Origin of the sequence: Pararhizobium arenae (assembly GCF_001931685.1) — a bacterium.
GTDB classification, from domain to species: Bacteria; Pseudomonadota; Alphaproteobacteria; order Rhizobiales; family Rhizobiaceae; genus Pararhizobium; species Pararhizobium arenae.
The window spans coordinates 410,130-434,594 of the sequence record NZ_MOOY01000003.1 but is presented as its reverse complement, the minus strand read 5'-3'; the positions used below and the strand labels follow the sequence as shown (position 1 = coordinate 434,594).

18 protein-coding genes are annotated in these 24,465 nt (G+C 60.3%); 9 read left to right on the top strand and 9 right to left on the bottom strand.

What is annotated here, in order from left to right:
• Positions 1-122 precede the first annotated feature (122 nt).
• Positions 123-1,112: a porin gene (locus BLX89_RS08635; protein ID WP_075290239.1), complete on the bottom strand. Its 990-nt coding sequence runs from the start codon at positions 1,110-1,112 to the stop codon at positions 123-125.
• Between the two features lie 664 nt (positions 1,113-1,776).
• Between BLX89_RS08635 and BLX89_RS08630 the strand changes: the two genes are divergently transcribed.
• The gene (locus BLX89_RS08630) at positions 1,777-3,279 is read left to right on the top strand and encodes an AMP nucleosidase (protein WP_075290238.1); all 1,503 of its coding nucleotides are present in this window, start codon (positions 1,777-1,779) and stop codon (positions 3,277-3,279) included.
• Positions 3,280-3,292: 13 nt separating this feature from the next.
• Here BLX89_RS08630 and BLX89_RS08625 read toward each other — a convergent pair whose 3' ends face one another.
• Positions 3,293-4,198, bottom strand: coding sequence for a diacylglycerol/lipid kinase family protein (locus BLX89_RS08625; protein ID WP_075290237.1), 906 nt, complete (start codon positions 4,196-4,198; stop codon positions 3,293-3,295).
• A 315-nt stretch (positions 4,199-4,513) separates the two neighbouring features.
• Here BLX89_RS08625 and BLX89_RS08620 point away from each other — a divergent pair, with 315 nt between their 5' ends.
• Positions 4,514-4,954, top strand: coding sequence for a DoxX family protein (locus BLX89_RS08620; protein ID WP_075290236.1), 441 nt, complete (start codon positions 4,514-4,516; stop codon positions 4,952-4,954).
• 91 nt (positions 4,955-5,045) lie between these two features.
• On the opposite strand, the gene BLX89_RS08615 is transcribed toward BLX89_RS08620, so the two are convergent.
• The 3 genes from BLX89_RS08615 to BLX89_RS08605 form a co-directional block, all read right to left on the bottom strand.
• Complete coding sequence (locus tag BLX89_RS08615; protein WP_075290235.1) at positions 5,046-5,663, bottom strand: L,D-transpeptidase; 618 nt, start codon at positions 5,661-5,663, stop codon at positions 5,046-5,048.
• Between the two features lie 84 nt (positions 5,664-5,747).
• On the bottom strand, positions 5,748-6,224 hold the full coding sequence (locus BLX89_RS08610; protein ID WP_245292783.1) for a GNAT family N-acetyltransferase: 477 nt from the start codon (positions 6,222-6,224) through the stop codon (positions 5,748-5,750).
• Positions 6,225-6,286: 62 nt separating this feature from the next.
• Entirely contained in the window at positions 6,287-7,951 is a 1,665-nt protein-coding gene (locus BLX89_RS08605; protein WP_075290234.1) for an electron transfer flavoprotein-ubiquinone oxidoreductase, read from the bottom strand.
• 383 nt (positions 7,952-8,334) lie between these two features.
• Between BLX89_RS08605 and BLX89_RS08600 the strand changes: the two genes are divergently transcribed.
• The 5 genes from BLX89_RS08600 to BLX89_RS08590 all read left to right on the top strand — a co-directional run bounded on the left by BLX89_RS08600 (position 8,335) and on the right by BLX89_RS08590 (position 12,644).
• Positions 8,335-9,633: an Hsp70 family protein gene (locus BLX89_RS08600; RefSeq protein ID WP_075290233.1), complete on the top strand. Its 1,299-nt coding sequence runs from the start codon at positions 8,335-8,337 to the stop codon at positions 9,631-9,633.
• Between the two features lie 64 nt (positions 9,634-9,697).
• Positions 9,698-10,585 (top strand): uracil-DNA glycosylase, encoded by an 888-nt coding sequence (locus tag BLX89_RS08595; protein WP_075290232.1) that lies wholly within the window; start codon positions 9,698-9,700, stop codon positions 10,583-10,585.
• Positions 10,586-10,736: 151 nt separating this feature from the next.
• Positions 10,737-10,913 (top strand): hypothetical protein, encoded by a 177-nt coding sequence (locus tag BLX89_RS24205; RefSeq protein ID WP_143523552.1) that lies wholly within the window; start codon positions 10,737-10,739, stop codon positions 10,911-10,913.
• 59 nt (positions 10,914-10,972) lie between these two features.
• The gene (locus tag BLX89_RS24785) at positions 10,973-11,119 is read left to right on the top strand and encodes a hypothetical protein (RefSeq protein ID WP_198935134.1); all 147 of its coding nucleotides are present in this window, start codon (positions 10,973-10,975) and stop codon (positions 11,117-11,119) included.
• A 259-nt stretch (positions 11,120-11,378) separates the two neighbouring features.
• Positions 11,379-12,644, top strand: coding sequence for an MFS transporter (locus BLX89_RS08590; protein ID WP_075290231.1), 1,266 nt, complete (start codon positions 11,379-11,381; stop codon positions 12,642-12,644).
• Positions 12,645-12,650: 6 nt separating this feature from the next.
• Here BLX89_RS08590 and BLX89_RS08585 read toward each other — a convergent pair whose 3' ends face one another.
• On the bottom strand, positions 12,651-13,589 hold the full coding sequence (locus BLX89_RS08585; RefSeq protein ID WP_075290230.1) for a DMT family transporter: 939 nt from the start codon (positions 13,587-13,589) through the stop codon (positions 12,651-12,653).
• A 379-nt stretch (positions 13,590-13,968) separates the two neighbouring features.
• Between BLX89_RS08585 and pepN the strand changes: the two genes are divergently transcribed.
• The gene (pepN, locus tag BLX89_RS08580) at positions 13,969-16,617 is read left to right on the top strand and encodes an aminopeptidase N (RefSeq protein WP_075290229.1); all 2,649 of its coding nucleotides are present in this window, start codon (positions 13,969-13,971) and stop codon (positions 16,615-16,617) included.
• A gap of 271 nt (positions 16,618-16,888) precedes the next feature.
• On the top strand, positions 16,889-19,219 hold the full coding sequence (locus tag BLX89_RS08575) for a PAS domain-containing sensor histidine kinase (protein ID WP_075290228.1): 2,331 nt from the start codon (positions 16,889-16,891) through the stop codon (positions 19,217-19,219).
• A 2-nt stretch (positions 19,220-19,221) separates the two neighbouring features.
• On the opposite strand, the gene BLX89_RS08570 is transcribed toward BLX89_RS08575, so the two are convergent.
• The 3 genes from BLX89_RS08570 to BLX89_RS08560 all read right to left on the bottom strand — a co-directional run bounded on the left by BLX89_RS08570 (position 19,222) and on the right by BLX89_RS08560 (position 24,374).
• Positions 19,222-22,179, bottom strand: a complete 2,958-nt coding sequence (locus tag BLX89_RS08570) for a bifunctional [glutamine synthetase] adenylyltransferase/[glutamine synthetase]-adenylyl-L-tyrosine phosphorylase (protein ID WP_075290227.1) — start codon at positions 22,177-22,179, stop codon at positions 19,222-19,224.
• Positions 22,180-22,268: 89 nt separating this feature from the next.
• The gene (locus BLX89_RS08565) at positions 22,269-23,675 is read right to left on the bottom strand and encodes a sensor histidine kinase (protein ID WP_075290226.1); all 1,407 of its coding nucleotides are present in this window, start codon (positions 23,673-23,675) and stop codon (positions 22,269-22,271) included.
• A 3-nt stretch (positions 23,676-23,678) separates the two neighbouring features.
• The gene (locus BLX89_RS08560; protein WP_075290225.1) at positions 23,679-24,374 is read right to left on the bottom strand and encodes a response regulator transcription factor; all 696 of its coding nucleotides are present in this window, start codon (positions 24,372-24,374) and stop codon (positions 23,679-23,681) included.
• Positions 24,375-24,465: the final 91 nt, after the last annotated feature.

Sequence of the window (24,465 nt, the reverse complement as noted above, 5' to 3'; positions counted from 1 at the left end):
ACGGCTGATGATGGACGCAGCGACAAGCCTTGCTCGCTTTCAGCCTTTGTCATTGGCGGCAATACGCAAAAAGCCCGGCCTTTCGGCCGGGCTTTCTCTTCACTGACAAAAGTCAGATCAGATTAGAAGTCGCGCTGCAGACGCAGGAAGCCGGTTACGCGGCTGTCGTCGTCAGCCAGCGAGGTGCCAGCTTCGTCGATGTCCGTGTAGTTAACCGTTGCGAGGGTACGCAGGCCTTCAGTGATCTGGTAACCAGCGGTTACACCAACGCGCCATGCATCGATGTCTGCGAAGTCAACATCGCCGAAGTACTGGGCAGCCGGCGTGATGAAGAACTTGTCGGTTGCCTGGATCTTGTATTCAGCAGCAACGCTCCACTCGGACGTATCCCAGTAGAAGTTCGGGTCGGTTGCGTAGATACCCATCAGGCCGATGGTGCCCGGGCCGACAGCAGCCGTGAGGCGAGCCTTGAAGGCAGCTTCTTCAGCGTCGAAGTCGTAGGAACCGATGAGGAGGGCGTCAACGCCACCAACGGTGCCGCGGATAAGACCCGAAACGCCAACGTTGTCGTTTTCGCCGTCGCCGTCGATTTCTTCAACCGAAGCGCCAGCCTGGAACGAACCGCCGTCATAGGTATAACGGATGGAGTTCGTCAGGTTACCGCCAGAGCTGTCGGTTTCGCCGGACAGACCGAAATCGTCCCACCAGTTGTAGAAGTAACCGATGTCGAAGCCAGCGATGTTGATCCACGCGCCATCAAGGAACGTGTCCGACGTGTCGTTTGCTTCCAGGTTGATGTAGCTGGAGAGCGTGCCGAATTCGGTGTCGTTCTTAGCAGCGAAGGTCAGGTAACCCTTGGTGCGGGCATCCCAGTCGGCGCCAGCAGCGGTGAATTCCTGATCGTCATAGTTGATCTGCGTACGAACGTAACCGCTGATGCTCAGGCAGGTTTCGGTGCCCGGGATGTAGAAGTAGCCGGTGCCGAAAGCGTCGCAAACGCGAACGTATTCCATGGGCTCCGGCTCGGCAGCGACGATTGCGTCGGCAGCCTGTGCGCCGGATACTGCTGCGAGAGCAGCAGCGGAGCCGAGAAGAAGGCTCTTGATGTTCATTTCTGACCTCCAGTCAAAAGTTTCAAACGGGTCTGGGTATTTTGCTGAAGGACAGCGTTCCCTGCCCCATCCCCAACATTTAGAAAGTCGGACGATCAACCGCCCTCGCTTCCGAAGTTGAAAATACAAGACCGGACCGTTGGCGCAATCTCCATCTTGCCAGTTCAGCCACTTTGATCCCGCCTTCCCATGGCCCTGTTGCTGAAACGACACAAAATCGCCCCGCAGCCCGGCAAGTTCTTAACAGATCGTTAAGAAAATCCTTTATCCATCAGGGGTTAGCAGACCCGAACAGACGCCGTTTCGTGTCAGAACGAGGCAAAAAGGCGGCGATCGTTGGGCCCCGGCAGCGATTCCCGACCGCAGCAAGCGGGTCGCGCTGCCCTGACGAAAGAGGCGTGAAGGAGCTGGATGACAGAATCGGGCAGAAGGAGATTCGCAGAGAATCGCGATCCGGTGCGCCAAAACGACCCGCCAACAGAACCGATCAGCATGGACGAACCTTACCTTATATATAAGCTCGTCCTGCAGAGGTGATCGGAGAAGGAGGACCGGTCCTCGCCACAACAGCGAGATCAGACACCTGTCTGCAGATCACATCGGGCGCAGCCTGGCGACTTTATCTTGTCGTTTGCTTGTCAGAAGGCGCTGCCTATAATGGCGCATGAACACGCGAATCCACTCCCCCTCCGCCCTTCCCGTTGCAACTCCGGACGCCTTTGAACCGCAGACGTTCGATGATCCTGCCGCAGCCGTCGATGCACTGACGGCGCTTTACGAGCGCAACACGACCTTTCTCGTGAATGCCTTTACAGAGTTGGGCAGAACAGGCGTTGCGAATACCCGTTACCGGGCCTGCTATCCTCAGGTCAGCATTGAGACGAGCAGCTTCAGCCGGGTCGATTCGCGGCTTTCCTACGGTTATGTCAGCGCGCCCGGCGTCTACACGACGACGGTGACCCGACCGAAGCTTTTCAGGCATTATCTCAAGGAGCAGCTTGGCCTTCTCATCCGCAATCACGGAATCGGGGTCACGGTTTCGGAATCGTCGACACCGATCCCGCTTCATTTCGCCTTTGGAGAAGGCGCCTATGTCGAGGCATCGCTTGCGGAAAACATCGATGTTCCCCTACGCGACCTGTTCGACGCCCCGGATCTGACGACAACCGATGACGAAATTGCCAACGGCTCCTATGAGCCGGGGCCTGGGGAACCATCGCCCCTTGCGCCGTTCACCGCGCAGCGCATCGACTATTCCCTCGCGCGGCTCAGCCACTATACGGCCACCAGCGCCACACATTTCCAGAACTTCGTGCTTTTCACGAACTACCAGTTCTATATCGACGAGTTCTGCAGCTGGGCCCGTAAGCTGATGGCAGACGGGGGCGATGGCTATACGGCGTTCGTAGAGCCCGGCAACATTATTACGCAGGCGGGCTCCGACAAGCCGGAACAGGATCTGACGCTGGCACGCCTGCCGCAGATGCCGGCCTATCACCTGAAGAAGAAAGGCCATGGCGGCATCACCGTCGTCAATATCGGCGTCGGCCCTTCCAACGCCAAGACGATCACCGATCATATCGCGGTGCTGCGGCCGCATGCCTGGTTGATGCTCGGCCACTGCGCCGGCTTGCGCAACAGCCAGATGCTGGGAGACTATGTGCTGGCCCACGCCTATGTGCGCGAGGATCACGTTCTGGATGACGATCTGCCCGTCTGGGTGCCGATCCCGGCTCTGGCAGAAGTTCAGGTGGCCATGCAGGAAGCAGTTGCGGATGTGACAGGCTATGAAGGCTACGATCTGAAGCGGATCATGCGGACCGGGACAGTGGCGACCATCGACAACAGAAACTGGGAGCTGCGCGACCAGCGCGGACCGGTGAAGCGGCTTTCGCAGTCGCGCGCGATTGCGCTCGATATGGAATCGGCCACCATCGCTGCCAACGGCTTCCGCTTCCGCGTTCCCTACGGCACCCTGCTCTGCGTGTCGGACAAACCGCTGCACGGCGAGCTGAAACTGCCGGGCATGGCGACCGCTTTCTACAAGACCCAGGTCAGCCAGCACCTGCAGATCGGCATTCTCGCATTGCAGAAGCTCGCTGCCATGCCGGTCGAGACGCTGCATTCGCGCAAGCTCAGAAGCTTCTTTGAAACGGCGTTTCAGTAACGGGCAGCAAGAATCAGTCGAGGTCTTCGCCAACGAGCAGCTTCAGTTCGCCGGGATGCACTCGCAGTGCGACCTCGCGACCGAGCGGCAAAAGCTCGCCGTCGATCACGCAGTTCGTGCGGCCCTTTGATTTCGGAAAGTGCAGATCGACAGCCTGGCCGGTGGTTTCGGTGATGATCGCGCTGTCGCGAAACTTGCCGCGTACAATATCGAAGGCAAGCTTTGCCACGCCGACCGGCTTCAGGGGTGGCGCGGTGTAGAAGCCAAGATGTCCGCCGGTGACACTGTCGGCATACATCAGCGTGTCACGGCCGAAATGGTTGTTCGACACGGAGATCGCGGAAATCTTGCGCCGCTCCTCCTTGCCGTCAATATGTATATCGACCTCGAATTCCGGCGGATTGAAAATGACGCCAACGGCCGCGCGGGTGCTGGCCATGATCTTGCCGGGACGGGACGCGAAACTGTAGCTGTCGCGCAGGCGCACCATGCGGGCGTGCAGCCCGGCCGAAAACTGGTGGACGAAGGCACGTCCGTCCGCGCTGCCGATGTCGGCATCGATGATATGCCCGGCGGCCAGTACATCCAGCACTTTCCAGATATCGAGCGGCAATTTCAGGCTGCGGGCAAAGAGGTTCATCGTTCCTGCCGGGACGATACCGAGCGGCATGCCGTTCTTCCAGGCGACGGAGGCAGCGGACGAGATCGTTCCGTCCCCACCGCCGGCGATGATCGCATCCAGATCGTCGCGGCGCGCCGCCCTTTCCAACACATCGCCCATTTCACTGCCTGACACAGCTTCAATCTCGATCTCGTGGCCCGCAGCGCGAAAAACCTCTTCGACCTTCGCGCAATAGGCTTCCATGTCGGTCGTTCTGAACGTGCCGCCGTCGCGGTTGAAAACGGCCTTCATCTTCATGTCGCATATCCTTGTTGCTGCAATGCAGATATGGGACCGCGCCGCGAAATTTCAGCCGTTCTGCGAAAAATATACTTTGCTGAAATACCGGCAAAAACAATCACGGCAGCGCAAACGCAGGACCTGCCCGCAGCGTGTTCCCGCGGGAACGCGGATCAGCGCCGGCATGGTCTACAGATGCATTCAACGCGGCGCACCGAAAGCCACATGATCCTCCCGAGCCGGTGATGCCGCGTTGTCCCGCAGCCGACCGGCGACCTCCCGGCCGGTTCGGTTGCGGGCGGCACCATTGCACCACCCACCGGAGACAACGACATGCCTTCTTTTATTCAAGCGATCACCAGCAGCGCCGCGTTCGGTTATTTCGCCCGAACGCTCCTCACCTACATGTTCTGGGCCAGCGGCCTGGCCAAGCTCATCGACTTCAATGCCGGCGTGGCGGAGATGACGCATTTCGGACTGGAACCCGCACGCCTCTTCAATATTGCCGTCATCATCACGCAACTCGGCGGTTCAGCTCTCATCATCGCCAATCGCTGGACATGGCTCGGCGCCGGTGCGCTTGCCGTTTTCACAGCGCTGACAATCCCGATCGCCCACACGTTCTGGCTGATGGAAGAGCCGATGAGAACCTTGGAATTTTATGTGGTGATGGAACACATCACGGTGATCGGCGCGCTGATGGTCGTTGCGTGGAAGTCGGCGCCGCAGTCGCAGGGCGAAGCGAGCAAGGCGCCGGCCTTCGCCCGAAGCTGATATGAAACGCACACAGGGCTGATGACCCGCCAGTCTATTCGTGAAGCGAAACGCCTCCGGTTTTCCGGGGGCGTTTTTCGTATATGCGGAATCAGGCCTGCTTGACGACGACGCGGCCACCCACGTCGACGCGCTGGTACAGATCCACGACATCGTGGTTGAGCATGCGCACGCAACCGCTCGACATGGCAAGGCCGATCGATTGCGGCTGATTGGTTCCGTGGATGCGGAACATGGTGTCGTTACCGCCCTGATAGAGATAGATGGCGCGTGCACCGAGCGGATTGTTCGGGCCGCCGGGAAGGCCGCCGGCATAGCGCAGGTTCTTGCCGGGATCGCGGCGGATCATGTTGCTGGTCGGTGTCCAGCTCGGCCATTCAGCCTTGCGGCCGATATAGGCGCTTCCCGCAAGCGCATAACCGTTGCGGCCGACGCCGATGCCGTAGCGCATGGCCTTGCCATCGCCGAGAACGTAATAGAGCCGGCGGGCGGGCGTATCGACGACGATCGTGCCGGGTTTTTCGGATGTGGTGTAGGCCACTTCCTGGCGACGAAGTTCCGGATCGATCTTTTCGAGCGGCATGGCCGGCAACGGGAATTTCTCGTCCGGCAAAGCTGCGTAATTCAGCTTGTGGTTCGGAGCATTGGTCGAGCATCCGGCAAGAAGTGCAGACATTCCAAGCAGCAGGCCACGGCGCGAAATCGGCATCGGAAAAATTCCCTAACGGTCGGTTATGAGGCCGAAATTACGGAATTTATGGTTAATACTGAGTTAAGCGGGGTCGCTGTCCGTTCATACTTTGGGAAATTCCATGACCATCGCGATGCGTCGCGCGGGATCAAGACCGTGCGCTATCTCTGTTCGCAGAATTGCGGCCAGCCGCGCATCCAGTTCGGCGGCATCCAGGATACGGAACCCTATCGACATATAAAAAGGTGCGTTGAACGGCGCAAGGCGATCGGTGGTGAGTGTCGCGCCATTTAAACCACGGCGCTCCGCTTCCGTAAGTATTTGGCTCATCAACAGGCGTCCGATGCCACGCCTTTGCCACGCGCGGGCAACGTCCAGCTCATCAACATGCAGAACATCACCAGCGATCGATGCGGAGATGAAGGCGATGGCTCGATCATCGGCATCTGCGGCCACAAGGAGCAGACCGTCACGCAGCCAGCGCCCGAACTGCTCGATATCAGCCGGATGCGGGTCGCGATCATCGGCCCCGCCAGCCTCGGCAAGCGTTGCGAAAGCATCCACTTCGATCTCGCGCAAACGCTCGAACTCGGTGTCCCACGCGGGGCGAAGACGTATGTTTTCGCGGCTTGATTCAGCCATCACATATTCGGATAGACCGGCCCTTCGCCCCCTTGCGGCGGCACCCAGTTGATGTTCTGGTTCGGGTCCTTGATGTCGCACGTCTTGCAATGCACGCAGTTCTGCGCGTTGATGACGAAGACTTCCTCGCCGTCCTTCTCCACCCATTCGTAGACACCGGCGGGACAGTAGCGCGTCGAGGGGCCTGCAAAGATATCGTGCTCGGAGCGCTTCTGCAGCTCCATGTCCTTGACCTTGAGATGAACCGGCTGGTCTTCCTCATGGTTGGTGTTGGACAGGAACACCGACGACAGACGGTCGAAGGTCAGCACGCCATCCGGCTTCGGATAGTCGATCTTCTTGTGCTTGGATGCCGGCTCCAGCGAGGCGGCATCGGTCTTGCCGTGCTTCAGCGTGCCGAAGAAGGAGAAGCCGAAGAGCTGGTTGGTCCACATATCGAGGCCGCCCAGCGCCACGCCGACCGCCGTGCCGAACTTTGACCACAGCGGCTTGACGTTGCGCACCCGCTTCAGGTCCTTGCCGATGTCGCTGGAGCGCCAGTCGTTCTCGATCTCGATCACTTCGTCATTGGCGCGGCCGGATTCGATCGCAGCCGCGATCCGGTCCGCGGCCAGCATGCCGGACAGAACCGCATTGTGGCTGCCCTTGATGCGCGGCACGTTGACAAAACCGGCCGAGCAGCCGATCAGCGCGCCGCCCGGGAAGGAAAGCTTCGGAACCGACTGATAACCACCCTCGGTGATGGCGCGGGCGCCGTAGGAGATGCGCTTACCGCCTTCGAACGTGCCGCGGATCGCAGGATGCGTCTTGAAGCGCTGGAACTCCTCAAAGGGATAGAGATAGGGGTTCTTGTAATTCAGGTGCACCACGAACCCGACGGCGACCGTATTGTCTTCGAGGTGATAGAGGAACGAGCCGCCACCGGTCCTCATGCCGAGCGGCCAGCCGAAGGAGTGCTGTACAAGGCCCTGTTTGTGGTTCTCCGGCTTCACCTGCCAGAGTTCCTTGATGCCGATGCCGAACTTCTGCGGCTCGCGGTCCTTTGAAAGCTCGTACTTTGCAATCAGCTGTTTGGCGATCGAGCCGCGCACGCCCTCGCCGATCAGCGTGTACTTTCCAAGAAGCGACATGCCGCGGGCATAGTTCGGGCCGGGCTCGCCGTTCTTCTCTATGCCCATGTCGCCGGTCGCAACGCCGATGACAGCACCTTCATCATTATAAAGCACTTCGACGGCGGCGAAGCCCGGATAGATCTCGACACCAAGCTCTTCCGCCTTGGTGGCGAGCCATCGACAGACATTGCCGAGAGAGACGATATAGTTGCCGTGATTGTTCATCAGCGGCGGCATGGCAAAGTTCGGCAGTCGGATGGAGCCGGCTGGGCCGAGCAGCAGGAACTGGTCGTCCTTCACCTCGGTCTTGAAAGGATGGTCCGCCTCCTCGCGCCAGCCCGGCAGCAGGCGGTCGATGCCGATCGGATCGACGACAGCGCCGGACAGGATATGGGCGCCGACCTCGGCCCCCTTCTCCAGAACGACGACGGAAAGCTCCGGGTTGACCTGCTTCAGCCGGATCGCCGCCGAAAGCCCCGCAGGCCCGGCGCCGACGATCACGACGTCGAATTCCATGCTTTCGCGTTCGGGAAGCTCAAGCGCCTCGGTCATTTCCTCGTCTCCAGTCGGTATTGCCGGACTTCACCGGTCTGTTCCCATTCCATTCCGTCATGGCAAATACGACATTGCTTGTCGAGCCGGGATGCGACCTGCACCACCAGCATTTGCGCATGACATCATGCATGAGAACAAGATTTATATGACTTGTACGTAAACGTCAAAATCTGATCGCGCTTGCGCCTTGCTTTTGTCTCAGGCCTGTGCGACGAGCCCACCTCAATCCGCGCGAAAGCGCATCGCGGCATTCCGCGAGGGACCATTCCCATTTCATTATGATTGCCCAGGCAGCCAGTCACCCGACCCAAGACGGATGTTGATTGACGCCCGGCCACGCCGTCCGGTGCATTCGCGGCGGCGCGTTCAGGAGAGATGACATGACCAAGGCGCTCGGCTTCGATTTCGGCACGACCAATTCCGTGCTGGCAGCCTCTCAAGGGCAAACGACACGCTCCCTGAGCTTCACCAGCTCCGCCGGCACCGGCGACAGCATGCGCACGGCGCTGTCTTATATGAAACATGCGCAGCTCGGGGCTTCTGCATTGAAGGTCGAAGCCGGACAGGCCGCCATCCGCGAATTCATCGACAATCCCGGCGAAGTGCGCTTCCTGCAGTCGATCAAGACCTTCGCGGCGAGCCCGCTTTTTCAGGGCACACTCATCTTCGCCAAGCGCAACGGTTTCGAAGACTTGATGCGCGCCTTTGTCAGCCGCATCGCTGACTATGCCGGCAACGGATGGGAAGGCGGCTACAAGCGCCTTGTCGTTGGCCGCCCGGTGCATTTTGCCGGCAGCAACCCGGACGAAAACCTCGCGCTGGAGCGTTACAACAAGGCGCTTTCAACATTCGGTTTCCCGGAAATCCACTTCGTCTACGAACCGGTCGCCGCGGCATTCTATTTTGCCCAGAGCCTGAAGCGGGACGCGACGGTGCTGGTTGCCGATTTCGGCGGCGGCACGACGGACTATTCGATTATCCGTTTCGAGAGCCATGCCGGCCATCTGACGGCTGTTCCCGTCGGCCATTCCGGCGTCGGTGTCGCGGGCGATCATTTCGACTTCCGCATCATCGACAATGTCGTCTCGCCGCTGATCGGCAAGGGCAGCCAGTTCCGCAGCTTTGACAAGCTGCTGGATGTTCCGACCAGCTACTACGCGAATTTCGGCCGCTGGAACCAGCTCTCGATCTTCAAGACGCTGAAGGATTTTACCGATCTGAAGCAGCTCGTCCGTTCGGCCGTCGAGCCGGAAAAGCTCGAGCGTTTCATCGATCTGGTGGATCATGACGAAGGTTACCCGCTTTATCAGGCAATCTCGGCAGCCAAGATGCGGCTTTCGAGCGAGGAGGAAACCGAGTTCCACTTCGCCCCGCTTGGCGAAGAAAGCCGCCGCGTCATTCGACGCAGCGATTTCGAAAGCTGGATCGCACCGGACATCGCTCGCATCGAAACCGCACTTGACGACGTTTTCGAAAAAACCGGAACGAAGCCTGCCGATATCGACAAGGTGTTCCTGACCGGCGGCACGTCGTTCGTGCCGGCCGTGCGTCGCCTGTTCGAGAATCGCTTCGACAAGGGTGATATCGAAAGCGGCGGCGAGCTTCTGTCGATTGCCCATGGGCTGGCGCTGATTGGCGAACGCGACGACATCGACCGCTGGACGGCGATGGCGGCGTAATGCTGCACAGCTTATGGCGCGGCGGGCTCTTCCCCGCCCGCAAACGCTTCTATAAAGTTCCTCAATGATCTCCATCGACCATATGAGCCCGGCCGAACTTGCCACCCTTCTGCATTTTCATGCAGACGCCGGCGTCGAATGGCTGCTGGAAGACGATCCTATCGATCGCTTCGCGGAGTTTGCCGCCTCCCGGGCCGCGCGTTCGGTGCAACGACAACAGGAGGCCCCGGCTCTCAAGGAAAGCCGGGTCGATGCCCAGCCGCGCATCTCCGGGGAGAACGGGCAATCCGGCGCCCGACGAGAGGAACGCCCGGCCCCGGTGTCGATCAGCGCCGCTGCGGCGATCCCGCACGAGCAGGCCGTCTCGGAAGCTCGGTTTGCGGCCGAAAGCGCGCGCTCCCTGGCCGAACTAAAGACGGCAATGGAAGCTTTTTCCGGCTGCAGCCTGCGTAAAAGCGCGCGCAACACCGTTTTCATGGATGGCAGTCCCGAATCGCGCATCATGGTCATCGGCCCGATGCCGAACGCCGACGACGATCGTGACGGCCTGCCCTTCTCCGGCAAGCAGGGACAGATGCTGGAGCGCATGCTGTCTGCCATCGGCCTTGACCGGACATCGACCCTGCTGACCAACGTTATCGCCTGGCGCCCGCCGGGCAACCGCGTGCCTTCGCCGAGGGAAAGCGAAATCTGCCGTCCCTTCATCGAACGGCAGATCGCCCTAGCCGAGCCGAAACATCTGCTGATTCTCGGCAATTTTGCCGCCCGTTTCCTGTTTGGCGGCACCGATACGATCCACCACACGCGCGGCGAATGGCGCGATCTTACCATCGCCGGAACCACCGTTCAGGCGATGGCGACGCTTCATCCGCAGGATCTGATCAGCGCGCCTGCCAGCAAGCGTCTGGCGTGGCAGGACCTGCTGGCGTTCAAATCCCGCCTTCGTGGTTAAGACCCCGTTTACGCCGCCTGATCAATTTGTGAACAAAGAATGAAAAAAGCCATGCGCATTGTGCATAGCAGCACCGCATGCGGGCCGATTGCGCAATTTATGTTGCGATGCAATATAAGAACCACGGGAGGAACAGGATAAGGAAGACGTCATGACCGCCCGTGTTCGCCCGCTGCACAGCAGCTTCGAAACTCTCCGCCACGCCGGCACTGCGCTGCGCACGCCGTTTAACAGCTTCGGCTCGGCTGCCAATGAGCAGATGACCGCTTCGGGATATGGCCGCACCACGCGCCCCGCCCAGATCTATGCGGAATTCATCCAGCGCTAAGCATCATCGCCGTCGCCCTATCTGCGGCGCGTCATGTCTCAAAGTTTGGAAAACCTGTCATGTCGAATTCGATCCGAGCCTTCATCACCGGCGTCCATGACATTGCGACTGCAGTTCGCGCATCGCGCGAATACACCCGCCTGGGTACGGAAGCAGGTCGCCAGTCTTCCGATCGCCTTGCGCAGAGCGCTCTCCTGCCGCGCTGATAAACGCCTAGCCTCTGAACACCTAGCCTTTGGCCACAGCGCTATGTCGCGCCTGCCCGTCAAGCACCTCCGCCTGTTTACAACCTTTGCGCCAGCGGCTGTCGCAATCGACAGCGCCCGCAAAATTGATTAGAGCGACACTCTTTCCGGTCAGGCGGCACCGCTCTTTGCTTCTGCGCGATGTTTTACTGAACCTGCCTTCTCTTCCTCACCCGACCGGACGATAAGCGCCTGTCGGGCTTTGCGCCTTGGAGCCTTCATGCTGGGCAGCCTTCTCTCCGTCTCGACCCTGATGCTGTCCACGCTCCTGATGATGGTCGGGTTCGGTCTCGCAAGCTATGTTCTGCCCGTGCGCTCCGTCGCAGAGGGATGGTCGACCATGACCATTTCCATCATCGCGACCGGCTACACGATCGGTTTCACCCTCTCCTGCATCGTCACGCCGAAATTCGTGCTGCGCGTCGGCCATGTCCGCGTCTTCGCCGCGCTGATCACGCTTCTCAGCGTCGCCATCCTTCTGTGCGGTCTTGTCGTTGATTGGCGGGCCTGGATCCTCTTTCGTGGCACCTACGGCTTTGCCATGGCCGGAACGTATCTGGTCATCGAAAGCTGGCTGAACGAACGCGTGAACAACGAAAATCGCGGCATGCTGTTTTCGGTCTATCTGATCACGACGATGCTCGGGACGATCGGCGGGCAATATCTCGTGCCCCTCGGCGACCCGACGAATACATCTCTCTTCATGCTCTGCAGCGTCCTGCTGTCGCTTTCCCTGTTGCCGACGACGCTTTCCTCGCAGACGTCTCCTGCTCCGCCGGCGCAAGCCCGGTTCAATCTGGTCAATCTGTTCCGGCGCTCTCCCGTGGCCATCGTCGGCGCGTTCCTCGCCGGTGCTATGTCCGGAGCATGGCTCAACCTTGGCGGCGTCTTCACCCAGAAGATCGGCCTTTCGACGGCAGAAGGCGCAACCCTTCTCGCCGCGGTGCTGGCCGGAAGCGCGCTCTCGCAGATTCCGATCGGCCGCGCTTCGGACAGAATGGATCGTCGTATCGTCATGGTGGGCTGCGGCGCGGTCGGCGTTGCCGCCTGCATTGCCATGGTGTTTTCGGTCGGTTCGTCGCCATTGACGCTCTACGTGATCGCCGCCCTGGTCGGCTCCGTGCTTTTTCCGATCTATGCGCTGAACGTTGCCCACGCAAACGATCTTGCCCGCTCGGACGAATATGTCGAAGTCTCCTCGGGCATGATGATCACCTACGGTATCGGAACGATTTCCGGACCGCTGATGGTCGGGCCGGTCATGGACCGTTTCGGCCCGGCCTCGCTCTTCGTCGTGCTGGCGATCTATTTCGCCGCCTACGCCGCCTATGCCGCATGGCGCATCGCCCAGCGCAACGCCGAGGATGGCCTTGTCAGCAAGACCGACTTTCAGGCGAACACGGTGCCGACACCGGGAACGGAGGCCGTCAACGCCATGAACCGGGCGATCAATGCCGATCCCGAAAATAACGATCAGACCCGCTAAACCGGCTTACCCCTGCGGGGTTACGTGTTTGCGCGCACCACGGCGCTCGAGGCCGAGACGGTGTTCCCGCCAGATGATGAAGATACCGGCGCCCACGACGATCGTCGTGCCGATCAGCATCGTCGTTGTAGGCACGTCATCGAACAGGAGATAGCCAATCACGATGCCGAGCAGGATCGAGGTGTATTCGAACGGCGCGATCGTCGACATATCGGCGTAGCGGTAACTCTGGGTCAACAGAAGCTGCGCGATGCCGCCGCAGAAGCCGGCCGCCATCAACAGCAGGAAGGCGTTCCAGGACAGAGGCTCCCAGCCGAGCGGCAGGGTCAGCAACGAAAAGCAGGACGCGGACAGCGAGAAATACAGCACGATCGTATGCGTCTTCTCTTTTACCACCAGCTTGCGCACCAGAACCATCGCGACAGCGCCGAGCGTGGCCGACATCAGCACGGACAGCGCGCCCAGGGCCTCCGAGCCGCCAAACCCGCCTTCGTCCAGCAGCGTCAGGCGCGGCCATGTGATGATCATCACGCCCACAAGCCCCACCAGAACGGCCGTCCAGCGATAGATCCGAACGGTCTCCTTGAGAAACACGGCCGCGAACACGACGGCGAGAAGCGGCATCGCATATCCGATGGCGATGGCCTCCGGCAGAGGCAAATGCACCAGACCGTAGAAGCCGAAACTCATCGAGACGATACCGATAAAACCTCGGGCGAGATGGCCCCAGACCTCCTTTGTGTAAAAGGCCGTGCGCAGGTTTCCGGTAAAAGCCAGATAACAAAGGATCGGCACCATCGCGAAGGCCGAGCGATAGAACGTGATCTGGCCGGTCACGATCCCCTCGCCTGCGGCCTTTATCAGCGTCGCCATGGCAACGAAAACGACCACGGACATAACCTTGAGGGATATTCCCTTCAGCGGATGGGGGTGTTCTTCGTCCATGACATGCTCGGTCTGAGGGTATGCGGCAAGCGCAAGGCTTTTGGGGAGGTCTCGAGATACGGACGAATCCGCATGATTACCGCGATCCTAACGCGGTGCCCGGAAATGAGGGATCAATTCTCGTGATGTGGGACTGAAATATTTGATGTCGCGCCGTCTATCCCCTACTCTGCACCGCCATGGATCGGTAAATTTACCGTAAGTGTGCCGAAATGATCCACGGATTTAAGTATTGTTAGGGCGAATTTCGTAAGTCTCTCACAGACATCGGGCACAACGTCCCGTGTCGAGCGAAGGATGGCCCGCCCAAGGCCTCTGAAAACAGATCTCAGGCGACGCCGCGCGCCCAGACGCGTGGCAGACCAATACGGAAGATACGATGCGCACAGACACCGGCGAAATCACTCATCTCGAAAACTACAAGCCGACCGATTTCGTCCTGGAACGTGTGGACCTCACCTTTGAACTTGATCCGACCGAAACCAAGGTCGAGGCCCGACTGATCTTCCACCGCCGCGAAGGCGTCGATACCAGTGCGCCGCTGGTCCTGGATGGCGACGAGCTCAAGATGACGGGCCTGCTCTTCGATCAGGAACCGATCGATCCCGCGAACTACGACGCGACCGACGAGAGCCTGACAATCCGCAACCTGCCGGCCGAAGCGCCGTTTGAAATCACCATCACCACCGAAATCAATCCGGAAGCCAACACCACCCTGATGGGGCTCTACCGGACGAAGAACGTCTACTGCACGCAATGCGAGGCGGAAGGCTTCCGCCGTATCACTTACTTTCCGGATCGCCCGGATGTGCTGGCTGTCTATACCGTCAACATCATTGCCGACAAGGCGACCGCACCTCTGCTTCTCTCGAACGGCAATTTCCTCGGTGGCGCCGGCATGGGCGATGGCCGCCACTTCGCCGCCTGGTTCGATCCGCATCCGAAGCCGAGCTACCTGTTCGCGCTCGTCGCCGGCGATCTCGGCGTCGTCGAAGATACGTTCACCACCATGTCCGGCCGCGAGGTTGCGCTGAAAATCTACGTCGAGCACGGTAAGGAGTCGCGTGCCGCCTATGCCATGGATGCGCTGAAGCGCTCGATGAAGTGGGACGAAGAGGTTTTCGGCCGCGAATACGATCTCGACATCTTCATGATCGTCGCCGTTTCCGACTTCAACATGGGTGCCATGGAGAACAAGGGCCTGAACGTCTTCAACGACAAATACGTTCTGGCCGACCCGGAAACCGCAACGGACGCCGACTACGCCAACATCGAAGCGATCATTGCGCATGAATATTTCCACAACTGGACCGGCAACCGCATCACCTGCCGCGACTGGTTCCAGCTGTGCCTCAAGGAAGGCCTGACGGTCTACCGCGACCACGAATTTTCCGCCGACATGCGCTCGCGCACCGTCAAGCGCATCGCCGAGGTCCGTCATCTGAAATCGGAGCAGTTTCCGGAGGACGCCGGTCCGCTGGCGCATCCGGTTCGTCCGACGAAATACCGTGAAATCAACAACTTCTATACGACCACCGTCTACGAGAAGGGCAGCGAAGTCACACGCATGATCGCGACGCTGCTCGGTGCCGAACTGTTCAAGAAGGGCATGGACCTCTATTTCGATCGCCATGACGGCCAAGCCGTCACAATCGAGGATTTCGTCCGCTGCTTCGAAGACGCAAGCGGCCGCGATCTCACCCAGTTTGCGCTCTGGTACCACCAGGCCGGCACGCCGCTGGTGACCGTTTCGACCGACTACGACGCCGCCAAACAGACCCTGACGCTATCGCTGGAGCAGATGGTTCCGGCAACGCCCGGCCAGCCGAACAAGGAGCCGATGCACATTCCCCTGCGCTTCGGCCTGATCCTGCCCGATGGCGCGCAGGCCGCACCGACATCCGTGTCCGGCGGCGAGGTCACCGGCGACGTTCTGCATCTGACCGAACGCAAGCAAACTGTTGTCTTCGAAGGTATCCCGGCACGTCCGGTCGTGTCCCTCAACCGGGGATTCTCGGCCCCGATCAACCTGCATTTCGAACATACCGTTGCCGACCGTTCCCATATCGCCCGTTATGAAAGCGATCTCTTTGCCCGTTGGCAGGCCCTGAACGAGCTTGCGACCCCGAACCTTGTCGCCGCAACGGAAAGCGCCCGCAACGGTGAGCCCGTAACGTCCGATCCGGCCTTGATCCAGGCATTGCTTGCAGCCGCAGCCGACGACACGCTGGAGCCGGCCTTCCGGGCCCAGGCGCTGTCGCTGCCGAGCGAAGCCGACATCGCCCGCGAGATCGGCAGCAACAACGATCCGGATGCGATCCATGCGGGCCGCCAGCAGGTGATGACCGCTATCGCAAAGGCCGGCAAGGACGTTTTCGCGCAGCTTGCCGACGAGATGAACGTGACAGGCCCGTTCACGCCGGATGCCGACAGCGCAGGCCGCCGGGCGCTGCGCAACACTGCCCTCTCCTATCTCGTCTATGCCGAAAACCAGCCGGACCGCGCTCTCAAGGCCTTCCGCGAAGCCAACAACATGACGGATCTCAGCCAGGCGCTGACCATCCTTGCGCATCGCTTTCCGCACGATGCCGGGACGTCCGAGGCGTTGGCGGAATTCAAGACCCGCTTCGAAGACAATGCCCTCGTCATCGACAAGTGGTTCGCCATCCAGGCGACCATCCCCGGCGATGGCGCGCTGCAGCGCGTGAAGTCATTGATGGACGACCCGCTCTTCAACGCCTCCAACCCGAACCGCGTCCGCTCCCTTCTCGGCACTTTCGCCTTTGCGAACCCGACCGGTTTCAACCGGCTGGATGGCGAAGGTTATCATTTCCTGGCCCAGAACATCCTGGCGATCGATCCGAAAAACCCGCAATTGGCTGCCCGCATCCTGACATCGATGCGTTCTTGGCGCTCGCTCGAATCGCAGCGTGCCGACCACGCCCGTAACGCGCTTCGCGAAATCGCGGCGGCTTCGAAACTGTCGCCGGATGTCAGCGATATCGTCGAACGCATGCTGAAGGGGTAGTCGGCAAGGCCATTCAACCCTTCCGAGTCAAAATATGCGGCACGGCCGAGCGGCTTTTCAGAGCCGCTCGGCCGCATTGTTTTCAAGCATTTGATTTTGAATCACAATTCAGTAGCGCACCATCCGGTTCGCGCATGAAACCTACCATTTCCCAATGATTATAATTGGTTAATAAAGTTTTACGATTTCCTCTGGACAACCCGAATCACAATTGATTCATTGGGACAGGTTCGAGCGAGCGGCGCGACGAATCAAACGAGGGTTTACAGATTTGACGAAGATGGCGGAAGCGCAGCGGGGACGCGCGGCCGGTGGGCGGCTGCGACCCAAATTTCCTGATTTTCTGGCTCTTGAGCAGGAAATCATCCAGCACGCCCGGATTTTCACCGAGCCGGCGGCGTTGCGCCTCTCACGCGCGGAGCCTTTGCTCAAGCGGTCCATCCCGGTCCTGATCATCGCCTTTCTGATGATCGTCGCCATGTCCCGGGCGAACGGTATCATGGTCGAATACGCGCGGATGGAGGAAAGCATCCGTCACAGCACGTTGCTTGCCGCCGTCGCGGCCAGCACCAGCCTGCAAGATGGCGCGGAAGACCTCTTCAAAGACGCTCGCAAGGTCGATGTCGAGCAGAAGCTTGCTGAGCACATCGCGCCGGAGATGCTTGCCAAGGAAGCTTTCATCCTGGCCGTGCGTGCTGATGGCCGCATCTTTGCCAGCTCACCGCCCGGCTCGCTTTACACAGGGCGCCCGCTTTCGGCGATCACGCCCGAGGTTGCCGCGTTTCAGTATTACGGCGAGCGTTCGATGGTGGTGAAGACCTTCATCGGCGGCGGCGCTCATATCGTCGCGATGGTACAGGTGCCGGGAACGACCGGCACACTTCTCGTCGCGACCCCCATGGCGGCCATAGAGAAAATGTGGCGCGACGAAGTTTCGCTGAATGTCACGCTTTTTGCCGGCATCTCGGCCATCCTGCTGGTCGTGCTCTACGCCTACTACATCCAGGCCAAGCGGGCGCGCGATGCCGACCAGATTTTCGCGGAGTCGAATCTGCGGGTCGAAACCGCGCTGTCTCGCGGTCGTTGCGGCCTGTGGGATTTCGATCTGCCGAACCGGCGCCTGTTCTGGTCGCGCTCCATGTACGAGATGCTCGGAATGGCACCGAATACAAGCGTGCTTTCCTTCGGTGACGCGGCACGCCTGATGCACCCCGATGACAACGGCATCTACAAGGTGGCCCGCGCCATCGCGAAGGGCGACACGCCGCAGATCGATCAGGTCTTTCGCATGCGGCACGCCGCCGGCCACTATGTCTGGCTGCGCGCCCGTGCCCAGGTCATGCGCACGGCATCCGGCCGCGTGCATCTGATCGGCATCGCCATGGATGTGACCGAGCAGCACCGGCTTGCCCAGCGCTACGCCGAAGCGGATCAACGCCTCGCAGTCGCGATCGAGTGTACTTCCGAAGCGTTCGTGCTCTGGGACAAGCATCAGCGTCTCGTCATGTGCAATACCCACTACCAGCAGGCTTACGCCCTTCCGGATGAGGTGCTGGTTCCCGGCACCGACCGTCAGACGGTCATGAACGCATCGGCCCGCCCGATCATCGAGCGTCGCATCGCCGATCCCGACCATTCCAACCACTCGCAGACCTTCGAAGTGCAGCTTGCGGATCAACGCTGGCTGCAGATCAACGAGCGTCGCACCCGCGACGGTGGCCTCGTTTCCGTCGGCACGGACATTACCCTTCTGAAACGCCATCAGGTCAGGCTGCGCGAATCCGAGCGCCGGCTGATGGCGACCATCGGCGACCTCTCGGCATCGCGCATCACGCTGGAGCGCCAGAAAGCCGAGCTCTCCGTCGCCAACTCGAACTATCTTCAGGAAAAGGAGCGCGCCGAGGCAGCCAACCGGGCGAAGTCCGAGTTTCTGGCGAATATGTCGCATGAGCTGCGCACGCCGCTCAACGCGATTCTGGGCTTCTCGGAGATCCTGCAGCACCAGATGTTCGGGCCACTGGGCTCTGAAAAATACGACGAGTATTCCCGCGATATCCACGATAGCGGCAAGCATCTGCTGAACGTCATCAACGACATTCTCGATATGTCGAAGATCGAGGCGGGCCATATGCAGATCAATCGCGAGACGATCGATCTGGCACCGCTGATCGAGGAGACCCTGCGGCTGACCACAATCCCGGCCGAGCAAAAGAACATCTGCGTCGATCAGCAGATTTCCTCCGGCCTAACGATCGTCGCCGATCGCCGAGCCATGAAGCAGGTGCTGTTGAACCTGCTCTCCAACGCCGTGAAATTCACCAATGAGGGCGGAAAGATTTCCCTTCGCGCCAAGAAGGTGGGAGGGGCGGTAACCTTGACGATCGCCGATACCGGTATCGGCATCCCCAAAAGCGCTTTGCAGAAGATCGGCCAGCCCTTCGAGCAGGTTCAGAGCCAATATGCGAAGAGCAAGGGCGGCTCAGGTCTGGGCCTTGCCATCTCCCGGTCCCTGACGCTGCTGCATGGCGGCGCCATGAAGATCTATTCGCAGGAGAAGGTCGGCACCATCATCTGCGTGCGCATTCCCAACTGCGACGCGTAATCTCAGGCCTTTACGACGCTTTGAAAAATCCGGCGCACGGCTTTGGAGAGCCGGCGGATATCTGCCTCCAGAACCTTGAGATCAGGCGCATCCGCCGCCCGGCACAGCAGATCGACAAGGCCCGACGGCGCATCCTTGAACTCGAAGTCGCCCTCGATGCAGAGCCGCACCATCTGCGAAAGCTCCGTAAACAGATCGAGCGCTTCCAACACCGTATCGAGGTTCGCAGGCTCCATCAATTGCGGGCCGAGCACCTTCAGGGCATCGACCGTCGGTGTGCCGGCGGGCAAGGGCGCAACACCGCGCGCGGGCGCGATAAGCGCCAGATATTGCGCGATGAACTCGATATCCACCAAGCCGCCGGGAATGAGCTTGAAATCCCAGAGATCGCTCGGCGGCTTCTCCTTGTCGATCAGCCCGCGCATCTCGGCAACATCAGCCGTGACCTTCCCGATATCTCGCTTTTGCCCCAGCACCTCACGGAAAATTTCCTGCGCTTCGGCCATCAGGCTTGCATCGCCACAGAGCGGCCGCGCCCGGGTCAGGGCCATATGCTCCCAGGTCCAGGCTTCGCCGCGCTGATATTTTGCAAAGGCTTGGATGCGGGTTGCGACCGGTCCCTTGTTGCCCGACGGCCTCAAACGCATATCGACTTCGTAGAGAACGCCTTCTGCCGTGGGCGCCGAAAGCGCTGCAATCAGCCGCTGCGTGATCCGGGTGAAGTATCGCATGGCATCCAGCGGCTTGGCGCCGTCTGATTCCAGCGTTTCGGAATCGTAGTCATAGAGCAGGATGAGATCGACATCGGAACCAGCCGTCAGTTCCCAACTGCCGAGCTTGCCCATGCCGACGATCGCAACGCGTCCACCCTTGTAATCGCCGTGAACGGAGCGCACTTCAGCGAGCACCGCATCCAGTGCCGCGGCGATGATCAGATCGGCAAGGTCGGTGAAGGCATGGCCGGCCTGGGCCCCGGTTATCACGCCCGTCAGCAGGCGTATGCCGATCAGGAACCGTTGTTCGGCGGCGATGATGCGAAGCCGATCGAGAATTTCCTCGTAGTGGCGTGCCCCGGAGACGAAGGCTCCGATCCGTTCGGAGAGATAACTGCGCGTCGGCGGTTCCGCCAGCAGGCGCGGGTCGAGCATGCCGTCGAACACATGTGGGCGCCCGGCAATGATGCCCGCCAGTCGCGGCGCGGTCGACATGATATTGACGATCAGCGAGAGCAGGCCGGGATTGTTGCCGAGCAGCGAGAACAGCTGAATGCCCGCCGGCAGACCGGAGATGAACTGATCGAACCTAAGCAGCGCCTCGTCGGCCCGCTTGTTCTGGCCGAAGACGCGCAGAAGCTCCGGCGTCAACTCCGTCAACCGTTCCCGCGCCTCGACGGATTGCGTGGCGCGATAACGACCGTAATGCCAAGTGCGGATGATGCGCGAGATATCCTGCGGCCGTTCGAAGCCCAGCGTTTTCAAGGTTTCCAGCGTATCGGGATCGTCCTTCTGGCCGGTAAAGACGAGGTTGCCGGCATCGCCGGAAAGCCGGGCCTCCTGTTCGAAAAGCTGCGCGTAACGCCGTTCCACCGTCTTCAAGACAGTGGAAAGCCGCTGGGAAAAAGAGGTCGTATCGGCAAAGCCCAGCATATAGGCGATACGCTTCAGCTCCGCTTCGGTCGTCGGCAGGACATGGGTTTGCTCGTCGCGGACCATCTGCAAGCGATGTTCGACATCGCGCAGGAACCAGTAGGCCTCCGTCAATTCGGCCGCAGTTTCCTCATCGATCCAGTTGGCCTTCGCCAGTTGCTCCAGCATGGGCTCCGTCGCGCGCTGCCGCAGGTCGGTCATGCGTCCGCCGGCAATCAACTGCTGCGTCTGGACGAAAAACTCGATCTCGCGGATACCGCCGCGACCGAGCTTGATATTGTGGCCCTTCACCGCGATCTCGCCATGCCCTTTATGGGCATGGATCTGTCGCTTGATGGAATGAATGTCCGCAATCGCCGCGTAATCGAGATATTTGCGGAAAACGAAGGGGGTCAGTTCCCGAAGGAAGTTCTCGCCTGCCTTCAGATCGCCGGCCACGGGTCTAGCCTTGATGAAGGCCGCCCGCTCCCAGTTCTGCCCGCGCCCCTCATAGTAGAGCATCGCGGCTTCAACTGGGATCGCCAGTGGCGTTGCGCCGGGATCGGGGCGAAGCCTGAGATCGGTGCGAAACACATAGCCGTCACCGGTGCGTTCCTGCAGGATGCGGATGAGGCGCCGCAGCAGGCGGCCAAACGTTTCGGGAGCCTCTGAAGCATCCGCGATCAAGGAGGCGTCAGGCTCGTAGAAAACCACGAGATCGATGTCTGAGGAATAGTTGAGTTCGAAGGCGCCGAGCTTGCCCATGCCGAGCACCACGACACCGGAACCTTCGCTTGGCTGTTCCGGATTGGAAACGTGAAGGTTGCCGGCCTCGCCGGCACTCAGCAATAGGTGATCGACGGTCGCCGAAACAGCGGCACCGGCAAATTCGGAAAGCCGGCGTGTGGTTTCCCGCCCGTCCATCAGCTTGGCCAGATCGGCAAGCGCGAGACAGAAAGCCATTTCCCGCTTGGCAACCCTGAGCCGCGCCATGATCTCGGCATCGGGAAGCGCCTTGCCCTGCACGTCGCTTCGCCATGCATCACGGGCCGTGTCGATGCGCTTGCGGAGGTAGGTGTCGAGCGGCGTCTTCAGCATGTCGGCCACCATCGCCGGGCGCGCGACTGCTCCATCACGGAGATAGGGAGAGAGCGAGAAGGCAGCGACAAGAAAGTCACGAAGCGCTGCGTTCGAGGAGAGCGCTGCGCCAAGAGCAGGCTCCGCCTTGCCCATATCCTTGAGATCCGAAAGAACCAATTTCGCATCGGACTGGCTCATGGGGCGGATAGGCGATGCCGCGATATCCTCAAGGCGCCGCGTCACGGTCTCGGTCATGCTTTCCTCCCGCCTGATTCCGGCGGTCGCAAACTAACCCATTCGCGGGAAAAGGGAAAACAGGGAGACCATGCGATGAATAGCGTAATTTACGCAGCCGGCACTGGAAAGACCATGGTGACAGTCAGGCCAGGGCTGCTCTGACCGGGTGCGGTATCGCCCAATTCCAGAGAGCCGTGGTGCATTTCCATGACAGCCTCGACCAGCGACAAACCCAATCCCGTCCCCGGCTTTGATCGGCTCTCGTCGAGGCGAACGAAGCGGGCCACCACCTGGTCGCGCTTGTCTGCAGGCACGCCAGGTCCGTGATCGGCAACGGCAATGACCACCGCATCTCCGCGACGCACCAAGGAAACCCTGATTCCCGGATCGGCGGCTCCTTCGGCATATTTGATCGCGTTGTCGATGAGGTTCCCAAGCGCCTGCCCGACCAGTTCCCGATTGCCGTTGATATGCAACGGCCCGGAGATGTCGGCCGTCAACTCCAGCGCCTGTTCCTCAGCCACCGGTTCGTAGAGTTCCACACAATCGGCCACGATGGTCGAAAGATCGATATCGCTCATCTCGGCGGCAGCCCCGCCCGCCTCCACCCGCGAGATCATCAGCAAAGCATTGAAGGTGCGGATCAACTGGTCGGACTCGCCGATGATTTCCTCCAGCGACGCGCGATACCCTGCACTGGTGTTCTTGTGGGCAAGGGCCGCTTCTGCCTTGTTGCGCAGGCGCGTCAGCGGGGTCTTCAGGTCATGGGCGATATTGTCTGAGACCTGCCGCAGCCCTTCGTTAAGCTTCTCGATTCTTTCGAGCATGGCATTCAGGGATTCCGAGAGCCGGTCGAATTCGTCTCCCGATCCGCTCATAGGCAGTCTTTGCGAAAGGTCGCCGGCCATGATGCGGGTGCTGGCATCCGACATGCGGTCGATACGTTTCAAGGCATTGCGGCCGATCGCAAACCATATCACCAGCGCGCCAAACCCCATGATCCCGAGCGCCACCATCAGCGCCTGACGGACCAGAACCCGGAATTTTTCCGGTTCCTGCAGATCTCGACCGACAAGAATACGCAGACCGTTTTCCAGAACCAGAACATGCGCAAGTGCAACATGGCTATCCTTGCGGCTTTCGTCGGTATAGCGCTGGTAGCGGAAGGCCTGCCCCGTCCAGCCTTCCTTGTCGAGAAGGCCTGGCTCGAGAGACGCAACGTTACCGGCGAGAATCTCGCCGGTTGGACCGGCAATCACATAGAGGTTGGCGCCCGGCTGGCGAGCGCGCCGTTCCAGTGTCCGTAAAAGTCCGTTGATGCCCGCCCGGTCGTAGATCGCCTCGATCTGGGCGACTTCGGTGCTCACGGCTTCGCGCGTCTGCTGCTCAAGCAGGCGTTGCGACATCGCCGTCACATAGAAGACGAGAAAGGCCGCGCAGATGGAAAACAGAACCAGATAGACGGCGGAAAGGCGAACCGCCGTCGTGCGAAAAAGAACGCGCAGCCGGTTCATCCGTCAGTGCGCACCCTCTTCCTTGATCATGTAACCAGCACCGCGCACGGTTCTGAGCAGGGGGCCGTCGAAATCCTTCTCGATCTTCGAGCGCAGCCGCGAGACATGCACGTCGATCACATTGGTCTGCGGATCGAAATGGTAATCCCAGACATTTTCCAGCAGCATCGTCCGGGTCACCACCTGCCCGGAATTCTTCATGAGGTACTCCAGCAGACGGAATTCGCGGGGCTGCAGGACGATTTCCTTGCCCTGCCGGCGCACCGTATGGGACAGCCGGTCGAGTTCCAGATCGCCGACCCGGTAGACCATATCCTGCTCGGGCGTACCCTTTCGGCGGCCCAGCACCTCGACACGCGCCAGAAGCTCGTTGAAGGAGTAGGGTTTCGGCAGATAGTCGTCGCCACCGGCGCGCAAGCCCGTTACCCGGTCATCCACCTGCCCGAGAGCCGAAAGGATAAGGACTGGCGTGTGAATACCCTTGCGGCGCAGTTCCGAGATCACGGAAAGCCCGTCCCGCCGCGGCAGCATGCGGTCGATGACCAGCACGTCGTAGGAGTTTTCGCTGGCCATGAAAAGCCCGCTTTCGCCATCGCTCGCGTGATCGGACACAATGCCCGCCTCACGAAAGGCCTTGGCGAGATAGGCAGCGGCTTCCAGATCGTCTTCGATAATCAGAATCTTCATGCGGGTGACCATAGTCCCGGACCCTCACCTTCCACAACCGGCTTTACCTTGGCTTAATCAACGGCAGACGCCGCGAAACCGTAAGGTCCCGCGGCGCCCATAT